The organism is Micromonospora sp. ZG13, assembly GCF_059359355.1.
The window spans coordinates 259,042-276,065 of record NZ_JCADBQ010000007.1 but is presented as its reverse complement, the minus strand read 5'-3'; the positions used below and the strand labels follow the sequence as shown (position 1 = coordinate 276,065).

At 68.4% G+C, this 17,024-nt stretch carries 10 protein-coding genes; 6 read left to right on the top strand and 4 right to left on the bottom strand.

What is annotated here, in order from left to right; translation table 11 throughout:
- Positions 1 to 183: 183 nt before the first annotated feature.
- On the bottom strand, positions 184 to 576 hold the full coding sequence (locus AC5L34_RS17670) for a hypothetical protein (protein WP_494825964.1): 393 nt from the start codon (positions 574 to 576) through the stop codon (positions 184 to 186).
- Positions 577 to 686: 110 nt separating this feature from the next.
- Between AC5L34_RS17670 and AC5L34_RS17665 the strand changes: the two genes are divergently transcribed.
- The 3 genes from AC5L34_RS17665 to AC5L34_RS17655 are packed head-to-tail and all read left to right on the top strand — an operon-like array spanning position 687 to position 3,957.
- A complete protein-coding gene (locus tag AC5L34_RS17665; RefSeq protein WP_250100268.1) occupies positions 687 to 959 on the top strand; it encodes a hypothetical protein in 273 nt (90 codons plus the stop codon).
- Positions 952 to 1,563 (top strand): DUF6879 family protein, encoded by a 612-nt coding sequence (locus AC5L34_RS17660; protein ID WP_494825962.1) that lies wholly within the window; start codon positions 952 to 954, stop codon positions 1,561 to 1,563. The genes AC5L34_RS17665 and AC5L34_RS17660 overlap by 8 nt, the downstream gene beginning before the upstream one ends.
- A 3-nt stretch (positions 1,564 to 1,566) precedes the next feature.
- Complete coding sequence (locus AC5L34_RS17655; RefSeq protein WP_494825960.1) at positions 1,567 to 3,957, top strand: ATP-binding protein; 2,391 nt, start codon at positions 1,567 to 1,569, stop codon at positions 3,955 to 3,957.
- Positions 3,958 to 4,093: 136 nt separating this feature from the next.
- Here AC5L34_RS17655 and AC5L34_RS17650 read toward each other — a convergent pair whose 3' ends face one another.
- Positions 4,094 to 6,970, bottom strand: a complete 2,877-nt coding sequence (locus tag AC5L34_RS17650) for a DEAD/DEAH box helicase (protein ID WP_494825958.1) — start codon at positions 6,968 to 6,970, stop codon at positions 4,094 to 4,096.
- Positions 6,971 to 7,245: 275 nt separating this feature from the next.
- Here AC5L34_RS17650 and AC5L34_RS17645 point away from each other — a divergent pair, with 275 nt between their 5' ends.
- The 3 genes from AC5L34_RS17645 to AC5L34_RS17635 all read left to right on the top strand — a co-directional run bounded on the left by AC5L34_RS17645 (position 7,246) and on the right by AC5L34_RS17635 (position 9,090).
- Positions 7,246 to 7,743, top strand: coding sequence for a hypothetical protein (locus AC5L34_RS17645; RefSeq protein WP_441177583.1), 498 nt, complete (start codon positions 7,246 to 7,248; stop codon positions 7,741 to 7,743).
- Positions 7,744 to 8,021: 278 nt separating this feature from the next.
- A complete protein-coding gene (locus AC5L34_RS17640) occupies positions 8,022 to 8,903 on the top strand; it encodes a helix-turn-helix domain-containing protein (RefSeq protein WP_494825956.1) in 882 nt (293 codons plus the stop codon).
- Positions 8,896 to 9,090: a DUF397 domain-containing protein gene (locus AC5L34_RS17635; RefSeq protein WP_441177581.1), complete on the top strand. Its 195-nt coding sequence runs from the start codon at positions 8,896 to 8,898 to the stop codon at positions 9,088 to 9,090. Before AC5L34_RS17640 ends, AC5L34_RS17635 begins: the two co-directional genes overlap by 8 nt.
- Positions 9,091 to 9,289: 199 nt before the next feature.
- Here the strand turns inward: AC5L34_RS17635 and AC5L34_RS17630 are convergent, their stop codons facing one another.
- Both AC5L34_RS17630 and AC5L34_RS17625 read right to left on the bottom strand, forming a co-directional pair.
- A complete protein-coding gene (locus AC5L34_RS17630) occupies positions 9,290 to 14,215 on the bottom strand; it encodes a DNA methyltransferase family protein (RefSeq protein WP_494825954.1) in 4,926 nt (1,641 codons plus the stop codon).
- Positions 14,212 to 17,013: a helicase-related protein gene (locus AC5L34_RS17625; RefSeq protein ID WP_441177579.1), complete on the bottom strand. Its 2,802-nt coding sequence runs from the start codon at positions 17,011 to 17,013 to the stop codon at positions 14,212 to 14,214. Before AC5L34_RS17625 ends, AC5L34_RS17630 begins: the two co-directional genes overlap by 4 nt.
- Positions 17,014 to 17,024 lie beyond the last annotated feature (11 nt).

Sequence of the window (17,024 nt, the reverse complement as noted above, 5' to 3'; positions counted from 1 at the left end):
CATTGCAGACGGTGTCAACGAGACCGCACGAATACTGGCCAATCGACCGGCGCGACGAGGGAGTGCTGTCGGCTGGCGCGACCGAACGGTCCTCGTCGTCCGACTCGCCACGAGCGGTGATGGCGTCGACCCCCGGCGGTGGCGTGACTCGGCGGTAATGGACAGGTGTCGCGCCGCACGCCGTCAGGTGTGGCTGCTGCCGAAGGAGATGCCTCCGTGGACGTCGCGGGCCTGCACGACGGGTCCGGCGACATCGCCGGACACGGTGTTCGTCACGTCGCCCGCGTGGTTCGCGACGACGGCCCGGACCTGGGCGTAGCGGGCGCGGAACTCCGCATCGAAGGCGGGGTCGCGCTCCGCCTCCTGCTCAAGGAGGGTGGCGAGACGACGAGCGGTGTCCGGTGCGGGTGGGTGCCGGCCGACTTCGACCAGTTCCTGCACGGCGGCCTCGCCGCGAAAGCGACGCCGGAGGAACTCGGTCAGGTCGGTCACGGCCGACCGGGCGCCCTCGGCGAGATTGGTGGTCGCCCAGGCGACAAGCGTCGTCGCCGCCGTGAGCATGAGCGGGTCGTCCACTACGCACCTCCAGTTTCGCCACGACGGTCGGCATCCGACCGGATTCGCATCGATCCAGCTAGCTCGATGTTACTATCCGCATCTACGCCACCACTTCGCGGGAGGTCGTCGTGAGCGCACGCCGGTGGGAAGCGGACCCCTCCGCCCAGCTCAGTCGCCGTTGGGGCAAGTCGTCGCACGAGCTGGGCAACACCTCCGGAGACGGCAGTTGCCCCGACATCTGGGAGCTCAGCAACGGCGATGTGGCGGTGATCGGGCAGGATCTGACCGACAGCTACCGAGATCAGCTTCCCGACGGAGTCTCCGTCGACCCCGGCGAACGGCTTATCATCATCCCTCGATCGACCATGATCGCGGCGAAGGTGGACATCCCTGATGCGTGAACTCCTCGGCGGAGACCCTGGTGAACTGCTGGCCCTCGACGCCTACTGGGCCGATTTCGAGCAGCGGTTCTGGAAGACCGGGCCGCCAGGGTTCTGGAAGCTGGAACGGCAGCAGACGTTCCAGGAGCCGAACGACGAGGGCTGGCAGGCGTTCGCCGGCGGCCGGTGGCAGGACTCGCTGCGGATCCTGGAAGCGCGACGTCCCGAGTTCGAGGACTACTACCGCCGCATCGCCGACAGCGGGTTCGCCACGCGGCGCGTACGCGTGGTCCAGGAGCCGCTTACTCCGTACCTGCAGTGGGAGCTGCACGTGCTGCGGTTGCGGCACGTGTACGGCGGCCTGACCCGGGTCGTGGGGCCGGACCGGATCGCCGGAGCGGAGATGGACGAGCCGCTGCCGGAGATATACACCCTCGGCACCGACGTGATGTACGAGGCGGTCTACGACGCCAACGGCGTGCTGGAAGCCGCCCGGCGCTGGCGCGACCCGGCGGTGGTGGCCGGGTGTCAGGAGTTCATCGAGTCGCTCTACCACGATGGCGAACCCCTGGACGAGTACTTCGCGCGCGCGGTGGCACCACTGGAGCCTCCGCAGCTGGACTGACCGATGGCCGGCAGCGACGACGACCGCCAACCGGAGCAGGTCAACCGGTCCACGGTGTCCGGATCCGCCGACCTCGTGCAGGCCCGCGACGTGTACGGCGGGGTCCACTTCCACTCCGGAGGCCCCTCCCGCGCCCATCCGCCGCCCCGCCAGCTGCCCGGTGACGTACACGGCTTCGTCAACCGGGTCGAGGAGCTGGGCTCGCTGAACCGCCTTCTCGTCGACGAGGCCGTCCGCGCCACCCTCATCGTCATCTGCGGCACGGCCGGCGTGGGCAAGACCGCGCTGGCTCTGCGGTGGGCGCACGCCGTACGCGAGCGGTTTCCCGACGGGCAGCTGCACGCGAACCTCCGAGGCTACGACCCGGGGCAGCCCAGCCGGCCGGAGCAGGTGCTCGACCGGTTCCTGCGGTCGCTCGGCGTGCCGCCGTCCGCAGTCCCCGCCGATCTGGAGGATCGCGCTGCGCTGTACCGCTCCCGGCTGGCCGACCGGCGGGTCCTGGTGCTGCTGGACAACGCCGCCACCGTCCGGCAGGTACGTCCGCTGCTGCCGGGCACAAGCAGTTGCCTGGTAATCGTCACCAGCCGGAGCATGCTGTCCGGTCTCGTCAGCCGCGACGGTGGCCGCCGCCTGACGCTGCGAATGTTGTCCGAGGACGATGCGGTGACGCTGCTGCGGGACGTGACCGCGGACTACCGCACCGGCGACGATCCGCAGGAGTTGGCCGAACTGGCCCGGCTGTGCGCGCGGCTGCCGCTGGCGCTGCGCATCGCGGCCGAACGGGCGGCAAGCCGACCGTTCATGCCGCTGAGCGAGCTGATCCAGGACCTGCGGGACGAGTCGGCGCTCTGGGACGCCCTCACCGCAGAGGAGGGCGAGGAGGCCGACGCCGTACGCACGGTCTTCGCCTGGTCCTATCGGGCGCTGGACGCCTCGGCGGCCCGGCTGTTCCGGCTGCTCGGCCTGCATCCCGGCCCGGATGTCGGCGTGCCGGCCGCCGCCGCGCTCGCCGGCGTGCCGGTCGGGCAGGTCCGGCAGCCACTCGACGCGTTGGTGCGCGCCCACCTGCTGGAGGAGAGTGCGCCAGGCCGCTACCAACTGCACGACCTGTTGCGCGCGTACGCGGTGGATCAGGCGAGGCATCTGGAAGGTGAGGAGAGCCGCCGGGCGGCGCTGAGCCGGGTCGTCCGCTTCTACCTGCACACGGCAGACGCCGCGCTGGGCCGTACCCTGCCGTTCTACCGGACGGTCCCGCTGGACCCACCACCCGACCTCACACCGCTGACTTTCGTCACCGCCGGCGAGGCCGACGCCTGGTTCACGGTCGAGCAGGACAATCTCGTCGCCGCCACCCGCGCCGCCGCCGAGACCGGCTCGCCCCGGGTGGCCTGGCACCTGGCGGTCCTGCTGCGCAGCGTCTTCATGCACCGCAACGTCTTCGACGCATGGTTCGCCACCGGCCGGATCGGTCTGGCAGCGGCGCGGTCGCTCGGCGATCGGCGGGCGGAAGCCGAGGCGCTGGAGAGTCTCGGGAAGGCGCACTTCCAGGCTCGCCAATTGGTGAAGGCAGCGGAGCACCACCAGGCTGCCCTGGCGATCCGACGGGAGATCGGCGACGAGCATGGCACGGGGGTGTCGATCAACGCACTGGGGCTGCTGGCCCTGCGGCATCGGCGGCTCGCCGATGCGCTCGGGTACTTCGGCGAGAGCCTGGCGATCTTCACCCGTCGCGATGACCGGCGGTGGCGGGCGCTGCTGTTGAGCAATCTCGCGGAGACCCGGTACGAGTTGGGTGACCTGGCCGAGGCGGTGCCGCTGCTGAAGCAGGCGTTGGCGGTGCAACGGGCCATCGACGACCGGGGGCAGGAGGGCAACTCGCTGTTCTTCCTCAGCATGACACTGCGCGAGCTCGGCCGTACCGACGAGGCGCTGGCCGCGATCGAGGCGGCGCTCGCCATCGCCGAGGATGGTAGCCCGGTGTGGTTGGCGCACTGGCTGGTCGAGTACGCCCGCGTGCAGCGCGTCCTGGGCCGGCCGGACGCAGCGCTGGAGGCGGCGCACCGGGCGGCCACGGTCCAACGCCGGCTGGGTGACCGCAGCCGGGAGGCGATGGCGCTGGACGAGACCGGCGAGGCGTACCGGGGGTTGGGGCGGCCGGAGGAGTCGGTTGCCTTCCACCGGCGGGCCGCCGCGGTCCACCGGCAGCTCGGTGACGGCTGGCAGCTCGCGCTGGCCCTGGACCACCTGGCGACTGCACTGGCCGAGACCGGGCACACCGAGGAGGCGGAGCGCCATCGGCAGGAGGCGGTCGACCTGCTGTCCGCGTTCCCTGACGCTCGGGCGGTACGGCTACGCCAGCGCATCGCGGCGGCCCGCCGAGGCGCCGCCAGCTGAACATTGGCCGTCACCTCTACGGGCAGCGGTTTCGGGCGACCATTGATCTGGTCGGCCCGGAGCGCCATGCTCCCGGCGAGGACCGCGCGGACGGCCGACGCCGCGACGCCCCGAATCGGCGCTGTCCGTCTCGACCTCAGAAACTCCTGAGCCCGGCCAGGTCGACCCCGTCACGAGTCACAGGGCGAGAGCGTCGACCGGACGAGCTGTCGCAGTGCATGCAGCCGTACCCGACTGTCGGCAGACCACGCCGGCCCACCTCGAAGCGGACAAGCATGCGGGCGCAGCGTCCGCAGTCGTCGCCGAGCTGCCCGCTGCCCGGTGCGATGCCGGGCCGTCGCCGCTGTGCCCGCCGCACCGCGTCGGCGAACCCCGCGTGCCGGGTGCGGAGGACGACACCGGGGTCCGGGCCGAGCAGCGAACCGGTCGAGGTCCAGACCACGTCGTCGATGACGGCACTGGATTCCAGGATCGGCGTGCACGGGCGGATGTTCACGCCCCCACGTCTGGCCTCCATCGCCTCCGCCGAGAGGTATCCGTCGGGGTCCGGTTCGACCCAGACCGTCACCGGCTCCGTGTCGACGTCCTGCTCGGCGATCAGCTTCAGTGAGGGGATCAGCGGTTTCAGGCCGAGCAGTGGTGCGCGGGGCAGCCACATGTCCACCGATCTGGCGTCCGCCAGGTCGGCGACCAGCAGTTCGATGATGTCGTGGGTCACCCGGCGGGTCACCGACGCGTTGTGGAGCGCCTCGTCCGCCGTGAGGATCCGCCCCCGCTCGACCAGCCGCGCGAAGAACCGCCGCACCGCGTCCCTGGCGGTCCGCTGCCGGTGCAGTTGGTCCAAGGCGGCGACGACCACGAGGTGGTCGCGGGCGCGGCTGGCCGCCACGTTGAGCAGCCGGGCGCCCGTGCCGCCGGCCTCGCCCTCGGTGAACCAGCGGTGCAGCGGGCGTACGCCGCGGCCGGTGTCCACCGTGTCGTAGACGACGATGTCCCGCTCCCCGCCCTGGAACCGGTGCACCGTCGAGGCGGCCCAGCCCACCTGCTCTGCCTCCGGGAGCAGTGACTCCAGCAGACCGGCCTGCGCGGCGAAGGGTGAGATGACACCGAGGCTGGCCACGTCGCCGCCCGAGCCAGCGACGAGCCCGGCGATGAGCTGCGCGTGCATCAGGTTGTACCGGGAGGACATGCCCTGCTTACGGGCGGTCCGTGCGCCCAGCTGCGAGGTGTCGAGCAGGACAAGTTCCCCGTCGGCCCAGTCCGCGCAGCTGGGTCGTGGTCTGGTGGACACCTTCGGTCCGGTGATCAGTGGACTCTCCGGATAGAACGCCTCGCTCACCACGTGGTTGATGTCGCTGCGCATGCGGTACTGCTCGGTGAGCGCCGCGAGTCGACCCGGCGTCGTCCTCCCGCCGACCGCGAGGTCCACCGCGGCCTTCTCGAACGGGCTCTTCAGCAGCCACTCCTGGGCGGCCGGCGTGTCGGCGACGACGACCGGCGGCAACTGCCGGAAGTCGCCCGCGACGATGGTGTGTCCGCTGCCTGCGCCCGCCACGAGCATCGCCAGCGCCGTCGTGGTCATACTCGCCTCGTCGAGGATCACCACGTCGAAGGTGAGTTCGCGGAGCGTCCGCAGCACCACCTGGTGCGAGGTGGCCGCCACAACCTCGGCCTCGCGGCACACCTGCCGGCGGACCTGGTGCAGTGCCTCATCGAGTTCCCGAATCGTGGCGGTCGCCTCGGCCAGACCACGCTCCAGGGTCAGCCGCTCCTCCTGATCGGCGTCGGTGAGGTTCGCGTGCCGCCGTTGCAGAGCCTTGAGCCGCAGCCGCAGATCGCGAATCTCCTGCCCCTCACGGACCCGCCTCCGAGCCAGAACCTCGCCACGCTTGGCGGCGATCTCGTCGATCAGGACGTGCCCGTCGGACCGCCCGACGAGGTCGGTGTCGGAGGGCTGGCCGAGCCGCACCAGCCCGCCGCCGGCGAGTTCGGGGATCTCCTTCAGGACGGACTTGACCGCGATGTCGACGGCGGCGTTGGTCGGGGCGGTGAGCAGAACGCGTAGCCCGCGTACGCACAGTTCCGCCACGAGGGTGCCGATGGTGGTGGTCTTCCCCGTCCCCGGCGGGCCCCAGAGCCAGGTGACACCGGGGGTGAGGGCGAGCTGGACGGCGTACCGCTGGCCGTGGTTGAGGTGCTCGGCCGTGACGGTCGGCAGGTCGTCCGGCACGGCGGCCCGGCTGGCGGTCAGCAGGGCGGCGGCGGCCTCGGCGTTGAAGCCCGGCCCACCGTTGGTCAGCTCGCGGAGCCGCTTGCTCTGGGAGGAGAGCAACCAGGAGAGGTCGCAGCGCAGTACGGCCTCCTCCGGCACGGTCGCCCCGGGCGGCACCGACAGGGTCACCACGTTGCCGAAGACCGACACCACCTCGACGTCGATCGGCGTGCCGTCGACGACGAGCGTCGCCTGGGCGCCTTCGGACACCCCGAGGTCACCCTCGGCCTCGAACCGCATGAGCTTCCGGGAGGTGGTCTCCGCGACCACGACACCGCCGCTGACGGGTACGTCCTGGAGGGTACGCCGGTCGGTGACGGCCCGGAGTTCCTCGTGCAGCGCCCGGGTCGCTTGCTCGGCGATCCGTGGCCAGGCGGCGGGTACGGGACCGACCGGCGGGGTCGGCTCGTCCATGGGGACGCCGATGGAGGAGGCGAGCCGGCGGATCTCGGCGGCTGCGCGCCGGTTGCCGGCCGGGGCGGGCGGGCTCGGTTGCGGAGCGGCCGTCCCGGTCTCGACCGCCGGGGCGGCCCAGCCGCGTGGTTCCCAGATGTGGCCCCGCAGATCGGCGAGGCCGTGCGTCGTGCACGCGATGTAGAGGCCGCTGCTGTCGGTGCGTACGCCGGCCTGCCGCAGCGCGACGAGCAGATCCTCCTGCGGCATCGGTCCCTGCGACAGTGCCTGTCGTACGGCCGTGACGAGCTTCCGCTCCGCGCCGGCACCCATGTCGACCCCCGTCACCCGCGGTTTCGGCGACGGCTCCGCGCCGTGGCAGCGCCGCTGTCCCGCGCCTGAGATATGCAGGTGCCGGCGAGTGTTGTCCGGACCACATTAGGGGCGGAGGAGTCGGAGGTGACTGGCCCGACCGGGCACGATCGTCGGCGCGGACCGTAGGTCGGGCCCGTCCCTTCGCGATCATCTCTGACCGTCCAGCCGATGACACGACCCGGTCCCGTCGGTGGGACCCACACCAACACCTGATCATGCCTTCGTCCGCCTCGGGCAGGATCTGGATCATGACGACGCACCACCCGACCACCCGGCGCCTGGTCTACGGCCACGCGCAGATGCACGACTGCCTCGCCTTCGCCGACGCGGACACCGCCGCCGAGGAGGCCGCCGAGATCAAGGCGATCGCCGCCGCCCGCACCTGGGGTGAGGCCCGGAGGATCCGGACCACCCACGTGTCGAACCCCGCCGACCCGGAGTACTACGACCCCGACGAGGACCCCGCGGACGACGAACCGTTCAACATCAACGAGGTGGGTTCGGTCCTGGAGGGAGACTGGCCACCGTTGGTGGCGGAACGGGCCTTCACGCTGCTGCCGAAGGATCTGCGCACACGCTTCGGTAAGCAGCAGGCCACCGTGCTCAACGGCGACCTGCTGGAGATCCCGCTGAGCGATGAGGCGGAACTGGTGGCCGAGCTGCGGCGGCGCGGCTACGAGGTGCACCGCGACGACGAGCTGATCAACGTGCTCGACGGCCGCAGCTTCAGCCCACTGGCCGGCTGACCCCAACTGCCCGCCCCGACCGCCGGCTCCGGCCGACCCGCCGGAGCCGGCGACGAATTCCGACCACCCCAAGAAACATGCAGGACCCCCATTGGTACGCCGACAATCGTCGCATGGGAATTGCGCGTATATGACTGTTGTCGGGACCGTCTTGTATGGTCAGACGCGTATCGCTATTGATGTAGTGGAGCCGCCGGAGAATCGCCGAACGGCAACGGTCCCACGTTTCAACGATGGCGTCGAGATGTAACACCGTGCAACACGGAGAGGGGTGGCGGATGGCCGACGACATGGGATCGACAGTGCCGCGACGGCAACTCGGGCGGGCGCTGCGCGAGCTGCGCACCGAGGCCCGGATGACCCTCGACGGCGCGGCGGAGGCGTTGCAGTGCAGCCGGCAGAAGATGTGGCGCATCGAGACCGGCCTCGGCGCGGTCCGCGCCGTCGACGCCAAGGCCATGTGCGAGCTGTACGGGGCGACCGCCGAGCTGACCGGCGCGCTCACCGCCCTGGCCAACGAGACCAAGGCCAAGGGCTGGTGGCACTCGTACGGCGACGCCATCCCGGAGTGGTTCGAACTCTACGTCGGCCTGGAATCAGCCGCCTCCCGCCTTCGCGAGTACGACGACACCCTGATACCCGGGCTGCTCCAGACCAGAGGTTACGCCCATGGCGTGTACCAGCACCGCTCGCGCATATCTCAGAACGATCGGGAGCGGCTGGTCGAGGTTCGACTGCAACGTCAGGCGCTCCTGGAACGCCGCCTTCCACCCGCACCACAGTTCGAGGTCGTCCTCTCCGAGGCGGTTCTCCTCCGGGTCGTCGGTAGTCCCGCCACGATTGCCGAACAGCTACGACACCTGCTCGACGTCGGCAGGCTCCCCCACGTCTCGATCCGGGTGCTGCCCCTCAGCGCCGGACTCCACTTCGGCGCGGTCGCTGGCCCCTTCGTCATGTTGGACTTCCCGCTCCGCAACCGGGTCGATCCCGACCCACCGGTCATCTACAGCGAGTCGCTTACCGGCGCGCTCTACCTCGACCGCAAGGACGAACTCGCAATCTACGAAGAAGTCTGGACGAGCCTCACGTCACTGGCCCTTGATGAGCAACAATCGAGGCATCTGATTACCAAGATCGTCGGAGAGGTCCACCATGGCTGAGCTGACCGGCGCCCAGTGGCGCAAGAGCACCCGCAGCGGCGACAACGGCGGCAACTGCGTGGAGGTCGCCGACAACCTGCCCGGCCTAGTCGCCATACGCGACAGCAAGGACCCGGCTGGGCCCGCCCTAACCTTCACCGTTAACGCTTGGACCGACTTCGTCCGGTCAACGAAGTTTGCGCGCTGAACTGCACATCAGACGGAGGCGCGGCCAGCACCCTGCCGGACGCGCTTCCATCGTGCAAAGATCCACCCCGCTCCCCCACGCGCCAACTCAGCCCTCTGGCTAAACAGTTCCAGCAGTTCCGCCACGCAACTACGCTCAACGGCTAGACCGCCGCTTCACGTTACGGGAAGAAACTGCTCTCGCTACAAAGTGTAACCGACTACGACGACCGCCAGCCTCCGTTGGTCGCATCTCGAAGCCGTTTGCTGAACGCGGCATGGGCCTGCCGGTACTCGCTTTCCCGATCCGCCTTATAGAACGGCGCAGCATAGCCTTGCGGAACTAGATTCCGCTGCGGATGATCTAAGTACGCCACAAGTTGGGCGTAGTCATCCCGATTTTGTTTCAAACCACGCGACCTGCTATCACCACAGATCTTCATGCCTGAGGCGTCAAACCAGGTGACCGCCTCCCGCTCAGCAAGGACTGGATAACGAGTTCTATATACGGCAACTAGATCATCGGAGGGAATTCCCAACCACGCCGCCACTAGGGCGTCGACTTCAACGAGAGCAGCACGCCTTTCCCGCTCAGACCTAAGACCAGTCGAGCGACTCCACACGGGATCGACATTTGAGAGCGACTCCATCCCAGGCCATTCGACGGCCCAGTCTTCTTCATGCGGCCACGCCGCGTCAAAGAGCTCCTCCCAGAGATCGGCGTGGCTGGCGCTTAGACAATTGAGGCGTAACGCGCGCAGCAGGAGCGCAGAAGCTAATGGATGATCGCTTTCCCCCGCCGGCATGAACGGAAGGTCGGACGGATGCAGGTTTTTCTTACCAGTTATTCGGAGCAAGTAGTCTAGTGGCAGCGACGCCCAAAAACCAGCCGCGAGCGCGGTCGTAGCATTTTCCCGAAACGCCATCGAATAAAGGCCATCGATGTGAGTGGGACCCGGCGGAATCAGAGCGGCATAAAGGCTCCGCTCGCTATTGAAAGCGATCATTTTTCGCCAGGCCAGCCGGTAATATTCTGAATACCGACGCCCGCGCCAAGAATCCTGCGAATCCTGAAAGCGCCGACGATCACACGAACGAACGAAATTGGTCCGCGCCGAAAAGAGGGGAGCAGCGGTCTTCGGATCGAGAGGATCCCAATCGTTAGGCGATTTGCAGGGAACTCTCGCCTCTTTCGCGAGCGGTAAAGCGACTCCAACATGCGGTCCTTGCAATATCGCTTCATCAGGCTGATTCGGCGAGGTCGACTCCCAGCGGATCAGTCCACGTGTCTGCGCGCCCTTTTCATGCCAGCCTGAACTAACGAATGGGTCAAGCATACCCACCCTGAGGCGGGCCGATGACAACGCCAACAGCGGTCGTCGCTCAGCAGCGGTCAGCGGGTAGAGAAGCGCTGCAGCGTCGGCAGGGCTTTCCTTGTCGCCAGAGAGATCGCGCCAGCCAGCTAGAACCTCAGTGTCGACTTGAAAGAGCCTCAACTTGTGCGGACGGAGGTCCCATTTTTTCTCATTTTTAATACCTGGCAGAGGTCCTTCGCCGTCATGATCGAATGATTGCGCGAGTACCTGCGCTCCGTAAAGGTGGCTAACGTGAACAAATTCGGCAGGGCGTTGGCGGCCATAGATGTGCATTCCGAAGGGCTTGGTATCACCCACTGGCCGAGGGAAAGCCCAATTGCCCCCATTGATGAAAGTCGCATGGGCGCGTAGATGACGATAGGCGACGGACCTGAGGTGGCCAAAATGAACACCAGAGAAATGTGTGTCAGGATGAATAAGTCCAGCGACCCCCTTTCCGGAGCCGATACTTTTCCAGGCTCTCACCATGAAAGCTCGATAGAAATCGGGCTGACTACCAGCAAGCACGGGGTAGTTAGCTGACGCGGTTAGATAGTTGGCAATACCTGATACTATCGCTCGTTCTTGCTTGAATAGATCATGAGACTTGCCTCGGCGGAGCAGGTTCCATCGACGCTCACGCTTCGCGGTAAGGTCCGGCTTGCCGACGATCGCGAACCAGGCGTCCTCCTCGGCAAGGAGCGCGTCCTCGTCCCAGACGGGTTGCACCCATGGTGGATTACCAACCTGGATATCGAAGCCACCTTTTGCAAAGGCCAGACCGAAATTTAGCTCCCAATGGAAGAAAGCTTGCTGATTAGCGATCTGGTGGACGGTGAGTAGCCAGGGGAAACGGTCGTTGAGGGTTCCAAGCGAGTCGACGCCACTAACGCCTTCCAGTTTCCGCTCAAACTCACTCATCTCGCTCAGGCTGGTCAGCTTCCTGCCGTAGAACCGCTCGGTGTCCTCGTCCACGTCGCTGCGGCCGATGAGTGCTTCGGCGAAGGTCAGCCAGTCGTCCAGGTTGGACAGCGGCACCTGCTGGCGAAGCTGTTCCGCCACCGTCATCCGCCGGGTGCCGGTCGCCTTCGTCGGCATCTTCATCTGCTGCGGCTGCACGTTGCCGAAGATGTCCGCAGTCTCGTAGACCGGCGGTTCCTCGTACGCTGGCTCGTCCTTGACGTGGGAGACCTGGACAGGCGCGGCCGGATACGCCGGGTCGGAGCCGTCGAGCAGGCCGACCTTGTCCAGCGGCCAGAACCACAGCGCGCACCAGACGTCCATCAGCGTCTTGAGCCGCCAGTACGGCGTGCCGGGCGCGGTCAGGTCGGCGAGGATCTCGTCCCGGGGCACCGCCTCGGTGACCGGAGGCAGGTCGTCTGCGCCCCAGACCCGGATGTCGCGGCGGATCTCCCGCTCGGAGATGGCGAGCCGCTGCTGCACCAGCCCCCATAGGAACTCCACCCGCCCCGCCAGCGCCTGCAACCGCTTGACCTGTGAGTTCTTGCCCTTGGCGGAGGGGGCGCGCTTCATCGCCGTACGCCATGCCTTGAGCCTGGCGGTCTCGGCCGGCGCCAGCTCGCGGGCCTCCTTCTCCCCCGCGACCGCGCCCCACCCGTCGGCCGGGAGCAGGAAGTGGTGGATGGTGCCCTCGTCGATCGGCCCGTCCCGGAAAGGCTTCTCCGCCGGGGCGGTGGTCAGCCACGACTTGTCCGTGAGCTGCTTCGCCTCGTAGGTCATGCGTCCGCAGCCGATGAGCGAATTGCCGCGCTGGAGGTGCAGGCCGAACCAGGGGGCCTGAAGGCCGGCGTGCATGACGTTGAGCCAGAGCGACACCTCGGCCAGCTCGACAGCGGTGCGGTTGAGGTCGACGCCGTAGCTGTTGTGCAGGGCGATGTACGCCTTCACCCGCTGGAGTTCGAGGTGGTACTGCTCCGGGTCGAGGGTGATCTCGCGTTCCTTCTGGCGGCGGCGCAGGTATTCGGCGGCGACCTGGTTGATCGCCTCGTTGAGGAACGCGCCGGAGCCGAGCGCCGGCTCGCAGATCGTCCAGTCCAGCAGCTCCCGGGCCGGGGTGACCGTGCCGTCCTGGTCGAGGCGGTACTTGAGGGCGAGCTGGACGGTCACCTCGGTCAGCGACTGTGGGGTGTAGTAGGAGGCGCTGGTCTGCCGGTCCCGGCCGGCGAGCCGGTAGACGAACTGGCCGGGCTGGTAGCTGACCCGGCTGCGGACGCCGGTGTACGGGTCCTCCTTGTAGACGAAGACGTTGTCGTCGTACTCGTCGGCCTTGGAGGCCGGGATCATCCACGAGCCGTCCTTCGGGTCACCGTTCTTGGCGACCTCGTAGAGCTGCTCGGTGGCGACGAAACCGGTGTACGACATCAGGCCCTCGTAGACCGCGCCGAGCTGGTTGATGCCGAGCTGGGCGTACGAGATGAAGCCGCCACGGCGCTTCTTGCCGCCCTTGGTGAGCATGAGCCGGCGCAGCACCTCGTAGAGGACCTTGTTGCGCAGCCGGGTGTCGATTTTCGGCGCGTCGGCGTCGTCCATGTCGTCGGCGTCCGGCTCGGGGATGAGCCGGCCGATGAGCTTGGTCTTCTCCGGCAGGAACAGGTCCGACTTCATGGGCTCGAAGCGCAGCCCCTCCCCCTCGCTGGCCTTCTCGTCGACCGCCGCGCCGCCACGCGGCCGGTGCCCGTCGTTGACCATGCGGAACAGCAGGTCCAGCGATTCGTACAGGTGGTAGCTGCCCTCGGCAGAGGGGGCCATCCGCCGGGACACCAGGTCACCGAGGCGGGCGAGGCTGTAGCCCTCGACGTACTGGGGGTCGTTGACCGGCAGCACGCCGAGTTCGGGACGCGCCTCGGCGTAGAGCAGGAACAGGATCCGGTACAGGTAGCGCAGGGCCTCCCGGCCGAGTTCCTTGGCCAGCTCGTCCAGGGCCATCACCTGCTGCGGCTGGTAGCCGGCCCGCCGGATCTGGTCGAGGACCTCGTTGGCGATGAGTTCGACGGAGACCTTCAGTCCCTCGCGGAGTTCACTGGACACCCCGACGGCGTGCTGGCGGGAGCCGGCGACCAGGTCAGCGAGAGGTTCGGTGCCACCCTCGGCGGGTGGGCGCAGCGAGTCGGCGCCGAAGAGGGCGGCGACGACGTCGAGTTCCTTGTCGTCGTTGCGGGCGTACGCGGTGTCCAAGCTGACGGCCAGGTAGCGGCCCTCGCCCCAGACGGTGCGGTCGGCGAGGGTGACCACGCCACCGCTGAGGATCAGCACGTAGCGGGGCTTCGGGCTGTCGGCGGCGAACAGCAGGGACGCGAGCTTGGCGCCCGTCTCGATTGTCTCGGTGCTCGACAGGGTGAGCGGGTCGAGCAGGCGACCGGCGCCGTCCGGGTCCTGGGCCGCCTCGGTGTCGACCGCCCAACCACAGTCCAGCGCGACGATGCCGTGCGCGGCCTCCAGTTCGGCGTGGGCGACGCGGACCTCGTACTCCTGGCCGGTCCGCTCGACGGTGACGGTCTGTGGCTGGGGGTCGAAGCCGAGCGCCTCCAGCACGTCCCGGTGGTGCTTGCGCAGCCGCTCCGGGTCAAAGAAGTCGACGTCGGTCAGCTCGGTCTTGGCGTCGAAGAAGGGCCGGCGCATCCGGCGCAACCGGGTGCGCGGCGTCTGCTCGCCGCTCTTCTCCCGCTCGGCCCACTGCTTGAGCAGGCCGCCCTTGAGGGTGGTGGGCAGGATCTCGGCGAGGTAGTGGGCGGAGAGGTACTCGCCGCGGTTGGTCAGCGACTCGAAACTCATGCGGCACTCTCCTGCGACGGTACGAGGACGGCGAGGACCCGCAGCAGCGGGTCGCCGGCGGTTTCCAGGCGGTCGAGCAGGTCGTGCTGCTCGGCGACGGTGGCGTCGACGCGTTGGCGTCGCTTCTCCCGGTGCGGGCCGGGCAGCTCGTCGAGCAGGCTGGCCTGCTGGAAGGTCGTCAACTGCTCGCGGTAGCGGCACAGCGGCTCGGCGTTGGCCTCGGCCCAGGCGTCGCGTTCGCCTTCGAGGTACCGCCGGGCCACGTCGACGGCCGCCGGCAGCAGCTCCTTCAGCGGAGCGATCGCGATGGTCTCGGCGCGGTTGACCATGGCCGGGCCGACGTTGGCCTCCCGCAGCACCTCGTCCATGGGCCGGATGGTCGGTGACGCGGGCAGGCCGGTGACGGCCATCCACTGCACGACCGTGGGCTGGCCGAGACGGTTGGCGTAGACGCCCTGGATCAGGAACGTCGGCGCGGTCACGTCGGCGGTGAGCACCGGCGCCTGCTGGCGACCGAGCCGGATCAGCACCTTGTCGACCAGCCAGTCGACCATCGGGTGTACGTCGCTGAGGAAGGCGATCTCCGGCCACATCGGGGTTTTGCTCTGCCGGGCCTGGTCAAGCTTGCGTTGCGCGAGCGGCCGGTCGAAGGTGACCTTCAGTCGCAGGTCCTCACCCTCGCGGTGGGCGCGCAGGTAGGAGCGGGGCAGGTCGGTGAGCCGGTGCACCAGGTCGTCGGGGGCGAGGAAGGTCAGCAGCTCGTCCTCCCGGCGCAGGTCGATGTGATCCTCGGGCCGGTCCTCGTAGATCTCGTACAGGGCGGCGTCGACGAAGTCGCGGGTGGAGTCGAAGAGCTTCGGCACTCGCGCCTGAGGCACGTCCGCGGTGACTGGTGCGGTGCCGACGTCGCCGAAAAGGTCGGCCATGACGTCGATCTCCTCGTGGGCCTCCGCGTACGACTCCTCCACCGTCTTGCCGGCGAGCAGGTCACGGACCAGCCGGTCCTCCTCGGCCTTGGCGTCGTAGAGGCCGGTCGCCGCCTCGACGCTGCCGAGGCTGCGGTGGGCGGTCTCCTCCCGGTCGAGCAGCTTCTCGGCGACCGTCCGGTCGTCCTTGGCGTCCTCACGTTCCGAGGTGAGGATGAGCGCGCGGAACTGCGGCTGGTGCTTCTGCCCGTAGCGGTCGACGCGGCCGTTGCGCTGCTCGATCCGGATCAGGCTCCACGGGATGTCGTAGTGGATCAGGTGGTGGCACTGCTGGTGCAGGTTGACACCCTCGGAGGCGACGTCACCGGTGAAGAGCAACCGGACGTCGCTGCCGGCCAACTCGAACTCCTGGAGGATGGTCTGCTCGTCCTTGTCGGCCACCCCGCCGTGCAGCACCCGGATCTGGTTCGGCTTCAGGCCCAGCATCCCGGGGACCACCTCGGCGAGCCACTTGATGGTGGGGACCCGCTCGGAGAAGACCACCGCCCGGATGTCGCTGTTCTTCCCGACGCCGATCTTCTTCAGCTCGTCGACCAGCCCATTGAGCTTGCTGGAGTCCCGGTCGGTCATCGCGGAGGTCAGCTCCGCGAGCCGGTCCAGCGCCGCCCGCTCGGTGCCGGTGGCCTTCTTGCGCCGGTTGGTCACCGTCTCGTGCAGCGCCCGATGGGAGGAGAGGAAGGACTTCAACAGCGTGTACGGGAAGAGCCGGTGCTGCCCGGTGATCGCCTCGTCGGTCCACTTGCCGGCCAGCCACACGTCGGTCAGCTCGTCGAAGATCTGCTCCTCGACCGGGCCGGCCGCGCAGTGCACCGCCTGTGACGGGCCGCGCTCGGCCCAGCGGTCGCCGATCTGGTCGCGCACCTCCGGGCTGATCTTGGTGCGGCGAAGGTAGAGGTGCGCGATGTCCTTGGCCTGGTAGTCCTTCTCGTTGGCGATGGCCGCCGGGTCGAGCAGCGAGATCAGCTGCGCGAAGGACTCCTTGTCACCGTTGTGCGGGGTGGCGCTGGCCAGCAGCAGCGCGTCGGTCTTCGCGGCCAGGCGGCGGGCCAGCTCGTTGCGCTGGGTGCCCCGGTTAATGAGGTTGTGCGACTCGTCGATGACGACGGCGTCCCAGGTGGTGGCGTCCAGGTGGTGGCCGAACTGGCCGGCGTCCTTGAGCGTGTCGACCGAGATGATGGCCCGCTTGAAGTAGGTGAACGGGTTCCGCCCGGCGGGGATCTCCTGCTGGATGCGCTGGATGCCCGTCGAGTCCAGCCGCACCAGCGGGATCGCGAAGCGGGTCCACAGCTCGCGCTGGAACTGTTCCAGCACCTGCTGCGGCGAGACCACCAGGATGCGGTCACCCCGGCCCCGGCGGATCAGCTCGGCGAGGATCAGCCCGATCTCCAGGGTCTTGCCCAGGCCGACCACGTCGGCGAGCAGGATCCGCGGCCGCAGGCCGGACAGCGCCAGCTCGACGGGGCGCTGCTGGTAGGTCAGCGGGTCGAGCAGGAACCGGTCGGCCAGGGCCAGGCCCTTCTCGGTACGCGGCAGCGGAGTACGCCGCAGCACGGCCTCCAGGAACAGCCGGCTCTGCCGGAACCGCGACGACGTGTCCTGGACGAGTTCCGTCTCCTCGGGCACCAGCGGCGTGATGTCCTCGAGTGCGGTGAAGAAGGTCGCCTCGACGTCCTGCACGAACTCGGACACCCCGACCGCCTTGATCATGGTGCCGTCGGCGGTGCCGGTCTTGACGCTGCGGATCAGCCACTCCTCGTCGCGGACGACGATGCGGGAGCCCGGGGCGAAGGTCGCGGCCTGGGAGGTGGTCATCGGGTGGAGCC